Origin of the sequence: uncultured Gimesia sp., assembly GCF_937910335.1 — a bacterium.
Taxonomy (GTDB): domain Bacteria; phylum Planctomycetota; class Planctomycetia; order Planctomycetales; family Planctomycetaceae; genus Gimesia.
In genome coordinates, this window is record NZ_CALEMX010000456.1 from 1 (window position 1) to 8,757 (window position 8,757).

At 48.5% G+C, this 8,757-nt stretch carries 9 protein-coding genes and 1 pseudogene; all 10 read left to right on the forward strand.

The features are described 5' to 3' along the window. The coding region (locus Q0668_RS18095; protein ID WP_298867194.1) for a cytochrome c oxidase subunit 3 at positions 1-786 on the forward strand (786 nt) is incomplete at its 5' end. Beyond that, the gene (locus Q0668_RS18100; RefSeq protein WP_298867195.1) at positions 783-1,619 is read left to right on the forward strand and encodes a cytochrome c oxidase assembly protein; all 837 of its coding nucleotides are present in this window, start codon (positions 783-785) and stop codon (positions 1,617-1,619) included. The genes Q0668_RS18095 and Q0668_RS18100, both read left to right, overlap by 4 nt. Further along, the gene (locus tag Q0668_RS18105) at positions 1,616-1,873 is read left to right on the forward strand and encodes a hypothetical protein (RefSeq protein ID WP_298867197.1); all 258 of its coding nucleotides are present in this window, start codon (positions 1,616-1,618) and stop codon (positions 1,871-1,873) included. Before Q0668_RS18100 ends, Q0668_RS18105 begins: the two co-directional genes overlap by 4 nt. After that, the gene (locus Q0668_RS18110; protein ID WP_298867198.1) at positions 1,870-2,403 is read left to right on the forward strand and encodes a ubiquinol-cytochrome c reductase iron-sulfur subunit; all 534 of its coding nucleotides are present in this window, start codon (positions 1,870-1,872) and stop codon (positions 2,401-2,403) included. The genes Q0668_RS18105 and Q0668_RS18110 overlap by 4 nt, the downstream gene beginning before the upstream one ends. Before the next feature lie 34 nt (positions 2,404-2,437). Continuing rightward, complete coding sequence (locus Q0668_RS18115) at positions 2,438-3,874, forward strand: cytochrome b N-terminal domain-containing protein (RefSeq protein ID WP_298867200.1); 1,437 nt, start codon at positions 2,438-2,440, stop codon at positions 3,872-3,874. Between the two features lie 86 nt (positions 3,875-3,960). After that, a complete protein-coding gene (locus Q0668_RS18120) occupies positions 3,961-5,553 on the forward strand; it encodes an FMN-binding glutamate synthase family protein (protein ID WP_298867202.1) in 1,593 nt (530 codons plus the stop codon). 114 nt (positions 5,554-5,667) lie between these two features. After that, positions 5,668-6,885 (forward strand): hypothetical protein, encoded by a 1,218-nt coding sequence (locus tag Q0668_RS18125; protein WP_298867204.1) that lies wholly within the window; start codon positions 5,668-5,670, stop codon positions 6,883-6,885. Continuing rightward, complete coding sequence (locus tag Q0668_RS18130; protein WP_298867206.1) at positions 6,885-7,355, forward strand: hypothetical protein; 471 nt, start codon at positions 6,885-6,887, stop codon at positions 7,353-7,355. The genes Q0668_RS18125 and Q0668_RS18130 overlap by 1 nt, the downstream gene beginning before the upstream one ends. A gap of 88 nt (positions 7,356-7,443) precedes the next feature. Next, a complete protein-coding gene (locus Q0668_RS18135) occupies positions 7,444-8,343 on the forward strand; it encodes a DUF6714 family protein (protein WP_298867208.1) in 900 nt (299 codons plus the stop codon). 182 nt (positions 8,344-8,525) lie between these two features. Next, a pseudogene (locus Q0668_RS18140) lies at positions 8,526-8,757 on the forward strand (Appr-1-p processing protein); the annotation flags it as partial.

An 8,757-nucleotide genomic window follows, 5' to 3' on the forward strand; every position in this document is an offset into this window, starting at 1 on the left:
GTCGGCACACTGGTATTTCTTTGGAATATCTGGACCAGTTTACGCAATGGTAAAATTGCCGGCGATAACCCCTGGGATGCATTCACACTGGAATGGGCGACGACTTCTCCGCCACCCCCGGAAAACTTTGATACTCTTCCCGAAATCAAAAGCCGTCGGCCGGTTTGGGATCAAAACCATCCGGAACATGCAGACTGGAAATCGGCACAAACACCTCCCGACAATGGCAAACGATTCAATTTACCAAAACTTGCCGCATGGGCGTTTATTGCTTCGGAAGCGGTCTTCTTTCTGTTGTTACTGGTCGCGTTCGTCGTATTTAACACACGCCATCGGGGTGGCGAGGTGACGTCTACCGTACTGGATGTAGAACGGACCGGTATTTTCAGTCTGTTTCTGATCTCCAGCAGCGTGACGTTCTGGCTTGCCGAACGATTTTTGAAAGCCGGCAAACGGTCCATGTTTATTTTCTATCTGGGTATCACAATCCTATTCGGAACAATCTTCCTCGCGGGACAGGTTTGGGAATATGCCGGTTTGTTGACAGATAACGTGACAATCAACACCGATTTGTTTACAGCAACATTTTTTACCATCACCGGATTCCACGGAATTCACGTCACTGCAGGAGTCATCGCGCTGCTCATCATGCTGATTATGGGAGTGAAAGGAAATCTGACTTCCAAAAAATCACACGTGTTTGGCGCAGTCGGCATCTACTGGCACTTCGTTGATATTGTCTGGCTTGCTGTTTTTGGAATTATTTATCTAGGACTTCTGCAATGAGTTCGTATTTCGATCTGACAAGCGGATTATGGAAATGGGCTTCTCCAGTCTGGTTACTGGTTCTGTCACTGACCCTGATTTTCTTTATCGTTCAACGCGGAACACTGAGCAAACGTAGCCTCTTATTTGTGGTCACCATGTTCGCGCTGGCAATGGCATATGTATCTCCCATTGGTGTCTTGTCCGATGGTTACCTGTTTAGCGCGCACGTCGTTCAACACCTCTTATTGTTACTCGTCGTCCCCCTCTTCTTATTGCTGAGTCTTTCAAAGTCGTCAACAGAAGCAATCTTTAGCCACCCCTTCATGAATCGAATGGGACATGTTTTGGCAGTTCCTTTTTTAGGCTGGCTAAGTGGCCTGGGAGTAATGTGGTTTTGGCATATCCCCTCGTTTTGCAATGCATCTACGGAAAGTTATAGCTTAGGCATCTTTCGCGATGCCACTTTTTTGCTGGCAGGTCTCGTCTTTTGGTGGCCCATTTTTTCACCTGTAAAACGCTTTCATCTTCCTTCACCTCTCGCAATGATTTACCTCTTCTCAGCCTGCCTGGGATGCACACTGTTAGGTATCTATATTACATTCACTGTCATTTCAATCTGTCCCGCATTTGCTAACCCCGTTGATCGACTGGGAATTATGCATCTGCTGTATGACCAGGGAATGACACCCGCCCTCGATCAAAGATTGGGCGGGCTTTTAATGTGGGTCCCCCCTTGCTCACTTTATGTCTGCGCAATCATGGTCGTACTCAGGCGGTGGTATTCTGAAATGGGACAACTAACACCGCAATCAACGGGAGCAACAAACGCTCTACGGGAGGCACGCTCATGAATCATGCGGACACACAAGAATCTCCTGAGCCAGAAAATACAGAACCAGAATTGCCGACTCAACAAACGGAACAAGATATTGAGCAAGAATTAGAACCCACTTATTCACCAGCAGCACTCGCGATGGGTATTACATTCATGCTTTGGGGAATCTTGACACATTGGAGCATGTCCCTGATTGGAGTAGCTGTGATCGTCGGCGCACTCTGGTCATGGATGAATGAGATTCGCAATTCATGGAGTGAATCAAATTGAATAACGAACAAACCACATCACCCGCAAATCAACCTTGTTGTCAGCAGCGCAGGACATTTCTGACCCGCCTTTCCATTGCATTGTCGGCAGTCATCGGCTTCGTAATTACACTGCCCGCGATCGGATTTATACTCGCACCCGTTTTCAAAAAACCGAAAGCAAAATGGAGAACAGTAGGCAAACTCGAAGATTTCAAAGTCGGCGGCTTTGTACTGGTCCAATATGAAGATCCCTCTCCCGTCGCCTGGGCCGGTGTCACTGCAAAAGCGGGTGCCTGGATTCGCCGCGCGAGTGAAACAGAGTTTATCGCTTTTTCAATCAATTGCCGCCATTTAGGATGCCCTGTCAGATGGGTCGATGATCCAAAACTGTTTATGTGCCCCTGTCACGGCGGTGTTTATTACGAAGATGGAACCGTGGCGGCAGGACCGCCTCCTGAACCCCTGGAGAGACTCAGTGTTCGTATCAATAAAGACATGGTTGAAATACAAACAATACCAACTCCGCTGACATTAACGACGCTAACATGAAACTACTTTTGAGAAATAGCGAGTAGCCGGCTGAATGAGTAATAACTTCATAACTCGAACCTGGAACTGGATCGACAATCGAATCGGTTTTACCGATTATATTGTTCCTCTAATGGTACACCTTGTCCCCAGCAATGCACGCTGGTGGTATATCTTCGGAAGCGCGACGCTTTGCGCGTTCATCGTGCAGGTTGTCACTGGAATCAGCCTCGCCATGTCATACGTTCCGGGCGGCGAAGACACCTACCAAAGTTTAAAATACATTACCGATATTGCACCACTGGGAAGCCTCGTACGCGGCATGCATTACTACGGCGCCTCTGCGATGGTCATGCTGGCCGTCATTCATATGGTCCAGGTCTTTATGCATGCCACATATAAATATCCGCGAGAAATGAACTGGATGAGTGGCGTCGTTCTGCTCTTCGTAGTACTCGGCATGGCGTTTACCGGTCAATTATTACGCTGGGATGCCAATGGCGTCTGGTCAGTCACAGTTGCCGCGGAAATGGCAGGCAGAACTCCTATTATAGGACCAACGCTCGCACATTTTATTCTAGGCGGTGAAACCGTCGGCGGTTCCACAATCACACGCTTCTTCGCCATGCATGTTTTCATCATGCCTGCGCTGATATTTGCAGGTATCGGCTTACACATGTTATTAATTTTCCGACATGGTATTTCCGAAATGCCAGATGTCAAAGAACCCGTCGATCCTAATACTTATAAAGAAGCGTACGAAAAACGAATTAAAAAAACAGGCGTTCCCTTCTGGCCTGTCGCCATGTGGCGCGACGTCCTCTTTTCGACTCTCATCGTCGGCGTGATCATGGCCTGCTCCATTTTCCTGGGGCCTCCTGCCCTGGATCCACCGCCCAACCCCAGCAGTATCAATGCAAATCCCCTGCCGGACTGGTACTTCTTGTGGTATTTCGCAGTACTCTCACTACTGCCTCCCCAACTGGAAACCTGGGTCATTCTAGGAGTGCCCGTCATCGGTTTCGTAGTTTTATTCTTTCTACCACTCATCTCAAATAAAGGACATCGCGCTCCCTCCAAACGCCCTTGGGCCGGAGGCGCGGTTATCTTTATCTCAATGGCGTTTATTGTACTCACCATCTATGGATACAAAAAACCCTGGTCGCCTGACTTCGGCGTGAAGTTTTTACCCGCCTCAATCGTAGGCACCGATCATGGCCCTCTTGCAGAAGGGGCCAAACTGATGCATATCAAAGGTTGCTTATACTGCCATGATATTGGTGGTTATGGAGGTCATCGTGGGCCGGAACTGACCGAAATAGGAAAACTGCTAACACGCGATGATATCATCATCCGTATTAATAACGGCGGTCACAATATGCCTGCGTTTGCCAGTTCCATGTCATCTGTTGAACTGAACCTGATTGTCGATTTCCTCTTAACCCGCGGGGTCACTCCAGATGAGGACATCCCCAAAAATCCAACTCAGTAAGTCGCTCGATCTGTACGTCGTTCTATCGATTTATTATCACTTTTTATCACTGTCCCTGATAACACTGTTCCTGATTGGTAAACTCAATGCGATATCTGGTTTACATTCTCACAATCGTTCTCACTCTGATATGTCTCATTCTGGGTCTCACAGTCAGCCATCATTTTTATTGGCCGCTGCTGATTTCCATCCCCTTGGCGCTGCTGGGATCATGGGATCTAGTACAAACACGCCATAGCATCACCCGCAACTACCCCATCATGGCGCACCTCCGTTTCTTTTTTGAATCCATTCGGCCGGAGATCCGTCAATATTTTGTGGAAAGCAACATTGACGGTCGCCCTTTCAATAATGATGCACGCTCACTGATTTATGAACGTGCGAAAAATATTGACGGCCTGAAACCCTTCGGCACGGAACTCGATGTTTATGGTGAAGAATATGAATGGCTCAATCATTCACTGGCACCCCGCCCCAAATCGAAAGATTTGTTCCGCGTAACAGTCGGCGGCCCTGATTGCAAACAACCCTACTCCTGTTCTGTCTTCAACATCTCAGCCATGAGCTTTGGAGCACTCAGCCCGAATGCACTCCTCTCTCTGAACGCCGGAGCAAAGAAAGGAAACTTCTACCATTGCACCGGTGAAGGAGGCGTAAGCCCTTATCACCTGAAAAATGGCGGCGATCTCGTCTGGCAAATCGGCACCGGTTATTTTGGTTGTCGAAATAATGACGGAACTTTCAACCCTGACCTGTTTCAGGAACAGGCCAGCCAACCAGCCATCAAAATGATCGAAATCAAAATCTCACAAGGAGCCAAACCCGGTCATGGAGGCGTCTTGCCGGCTTCCAAAATAACGGCAGAAATCGCAGCCACTAGAAAAATTCTAATGGGCGAAGACTGCATTTCCCCTCCCGGCCATACAACCTTTAATACACCCATTGGCTTATGTGAATTCATCGCACAACTGCGTGAGTTATCAGGAGGCAAACCGGTCGGATTCAAACTGTGCCTCGGACATCCCAGTGAATTTCTCAGCATTTGTAAAGCCATGTTACAGACAGGAATTCTGCCCGATTTCATTACCGTCGATGGAGGCGAAGGAGGCACAGGAGCCGCCCCTTTGGAGTTTTCCGACAATATGGGCATGCCCTTGAAAACGGGGCTGATCTTTGTGCATAATGCACTCGTCGGCTGTAATTTAAGAGACAAAATCAAAGTCGCTGCTGCAGGAAAAGTCAGTTCGGCATTCACGCTGGCTCGAACTCTGGCCATCGGCGCGGACTGGTGCAATGCCGCACGCGGATTCATGATGGCGGTCGGCTGTATTCAAGCCCAGGAATGCCACACAAATAAATGTCCCGTAGGTGTCGCCACTCAGGATCCTCGACGCCAGCAGGCACTGAATGTGGAAGACAAAAGCGAACGTACTTTTAATTTTCACCACAATACGATGAACGCGCTCACCGAAGTAATTGCAGCAGCCGGTCTGGATCACCCCGACCAATTACGTCCCTGGCATATCTACTTGAGATCCAAACGCACCGAAGTTCTCTCTTATCATGAAGCCTTTGATTTCCTGAAACCCGGCGATCTCCTCGGCGATTGTCCCTACCCGGTTTACAAAAAGTCCTGGGATCGGGCCTCCGCAGACTCGTTCCAAACAGACAAAAGTTAAGCGAAACAGCCCCCACACTCATAGATCCAACCCCAGAACCCGCCAACTCACAGTCTCCCCAAAAACCAAATACTGTTCACTGGTATCATACAAAAATCATGATACTCTGCCCGCATGGGCACTAGTTTAATCGGACATATTGACTCAGACTGCTTCTATGTAAGCTGTGAAAGAATAAGATCTTACAGCTTGCGCGGAGTTCCGTGTGGCGTACTGGGAAACCAGGGCGCCTGCGTCATCGCCAAGAGCTACGAACTCAAATCCTATGGCGTGAAAACCGGACATCCCATCTGGGAAGCAAAAAAACTCTGCCCGCATGCGGTCTTTGTGAAACGAGATTTTCACTGGTATGAAGTGATTTCCAGACAGCTCCTGGACCTCCTCAAAACCGTCAGTCCACAGGTCGAATACTACAGCATCGATGAAATGTTCTTCGATGCCTCCGAACTCCAGCGTTACTTTCACCTCCCCTTATATGAAGCCACCCGCGCACTACAGACGCTGGCTCAGGAACAGGTCGGCGTCCCCGTCTCCATCGGCATCGCTCCGTCACGCACACTCGCCAAGCTGGGCAGCGATGCTTCCAAGCCGTTCGGCGTGCGCGTGATTGAAAAGAAGTGCGAACCCTTTCTACGTTCACAACCGGTCGGCGAACTATGTGGGGTCGGCGGCAAGAGTGCAAAAAAACTGCACGACAGAAATATCCACACCTGCTGGGATTTTTGCAAAGCAGATCGGTTGATGATTCGTAATCTGCTCACCATCAAAGGCGAAGCCCTCTGGTGGGAACTGCAAGGAGACGCCGTCAATCCGATTCAGACAACTCGTCCCCCTCACAAAGCCATTGCCCGCGGCGGTTCTTGTGGCGGCAAGACAACAGACCCCGCTCGCATTCGCGCCTGGGCCGTCAGAAATATCGAACGACTCATCGAAGCCCTCGACCATCATCGCGTCTATGCCAGACATATCAGCTTACAAATCGACGCAAACAAAACAGCACTCTGGTTAGGCCGCACTCCTCTAATCGTACCCTCTGCCTCATTTCGCATGATCTACGATGCCGTCATTCCCATGCTCGAAGCAGCACCCACAACTCACCCGGTCAGCCACATGCACATCATTGCCGAAAACCTGACGTGGCGAGACAAAATACAAAGATCGCTATTTTTCGAAGAGGCACAAAGCCCCCTCGATCAACTCAAACACAATATCAATCAAAAAATGGGCCGGTTTGCAATCCGCAGTGCCGAAACACTGCCGCTGCATGAAATTTATCATGATGCGACACATAACTACGATATCTGTGACGTTTCAGGAAAAATGTGTTTCTAATGTGTACCGGAATTACCATTGCCTGGCGGGACGTACCTGCAAAACTGATCCAAAAGCATCAACTGGAAGAACGCATGATCCAGCGTTCGGAAACAGCAGAAAAAGAAATCCTGTTCATGCAGCGTCATCGACGCCCGTTGCTCCCTGTCTTTTATCAGGGAGAACTGCGCATCCTCCCCTGGGGTAATCGCCAGAGAAACAGCAATGCCCCACTCGCCCAGTGGTGTGATCTCGCAACCCTCGAATCAGGAGCCTGGTCGATCTATCATCCCGAACCGGTAGAAATTCAAGCGAACTTCGGCCTGGAACGCGGTGTCTGGTTTCAAATCAGAGAAGGCATCAAAGGCACCATCATCCACGACCAGCACGAACAACCCCACGTCTACATGCTCCTGCAACCTGCATCACACTACTACCAGGTCATGACCGGCTACGAAAAAGAACCCATCTTCCTCGGCGAACAAATTTGAAAACAATTAATAAATTGCACATTTCCTACATTCAATCCATAATAAGACGAGTACACCTTACAATGATTCAATAAATGCTGAGAAAACAATGATGGGTCCTGAACATGCAGACGACACGAACCCCACTCACCAGCAAATCCGTGACTGGGCAAACGATCCGAACGCAGAATGGCCAGATCAAAACTGGAAGACAACCGTTGCCTGCCGAGAAAATGCAAACCTGATCTTATCACTGGCCAGTGAACCCTGCCCGCAAAGTGATTTCTTTGTCGATTGCCTGTATCGACTCATCAACTTGAGTGTAACTACCAACGGTAAATCGATCTCAGTAATACAAATTGTTGAATTATTTCAAAAAGGAGCAAAGGGTTCAAATTGGAAAGTATTAAACTGGATTGATCGTGCCTACGCATTTTTCTCAAAAAACAATCTCACCCCTGACGACTGGAAAATAGACAACTGGGAGCTAGATGATGAATCCTGGCGTCAGCCGGATGAAGAAAGAGAAGTTATTATCAAAGAAATTCAAGATGCATTTCGTGGTGTTCCCCGTGGAAAAGTCACCCTGCACGAAGCCGATGTCATCGATTACTACGGTTCAGAGAAAGAGGCCGAAAAAGCACGAAGTCTGGATACGGAAAGTCGATGGGAAGAGATCCCAGACGAGCACATCGAACAAGAAACAACAGTTCTTAACTTTGTTGACCCCCAAAGCTGGAAATATTATATCGCCGCTTACATGGTCTGGACTCTACGATATTTCCGTATCAAAGATTCGTTATCAGCAGATACCACAACTTTCACGCTTAATCTCTCAGTGAATCATCCCAATTTAAAGCGGTACGGCATGGAACGTTTTCATCTTCTCAATCAAAAACAATCAGTAGCCGTCTATCGATTTCTGAATTATATGGTACAAGACTACGATGATGCTGCTGAAGCAATACAAAAATACTGGGGACAATTCGATCCGGCCAACGAAAACTAATCTATTGAGCACACGCTCTTCAAGCGACATACTCCAGCAAATGCCCATCACTCAAAAGAGAAGACGATGAACGGATATCGCCTCTATACCACCACATGCCTGATGTTACTTGCAGCTCTGCTGTCTGCGTGCCGGAAACCAGCAACCTCTGCCCAGTACAATCTGCGATCAAAAGTAGCACCATGACCGAAATCACTTACCTGAAAGGTGATGCCACACAGCCACAGGCAAAAGGAAACAAGATCATTGCCCATGCCTGCAACGACCTGGGCGGCTGGGGAAAAGGCTTCGTACTCGCAATCAGCAAACGCTGGTCTGAACCTGAAGTAGAATACCGTAAATGGCATCGAAACCGCGCAAAAAACAATTTTGATTTAGGCGAAGTTCAATTCGTAGAAGCAAGCCAATATATCT

Bases quoted from the DNA above. Each gene is read 5' to 3' on its own strand.
- Q0668_RS18100 (WP_298867195.1), top strand. From the start codon at position 783: ATGAGTTCGTATTTCGATCTGACAAGCGGATTATGGAAATGGGCTTCT.
- Q0668_RS18105 (WP_298867197.1), top strand. From the start codon at position 1,616: ATGAATCATGCGGACACACAAGAATCTCCTGAGCCAGAAAATACAGAA.
- Q0668_RS18115 (WP_298867200.1), top strand. From the start codon at position 2,438: ATGAGTAATAACTTCATAACTCGAACCTGGAACTGGATCGACAATCGA.
- Q0668_RS18120 (WP_298867202.1), top strand. From the start codon at position 3,961: ATGCGATATCTGGTTTACATTCTCACAATCGTTCTCACTCTGATATGT.
- Q0668_RS18125 (WP_298867204.1), top strand. From the start codon at position 5,668: ATGGGCACTAGTTTAATCGGACATATTGACTCAGACTGCTTCTATGTA.
- Q0668_RS18130 (WP_298867206.1), top strand. From the start codon at position 6,885: ATGTGTACCGGAATTACCATTGCCTGGCGGGACGTACCTGCAAAACTG.
- Q0668_RS18135 (WP_298867208.1), top strand. From the start codon at position 7,444: ATGATGGGTCCTGAACATGCAGACGACACGAACCCCACTCACCAGCAA.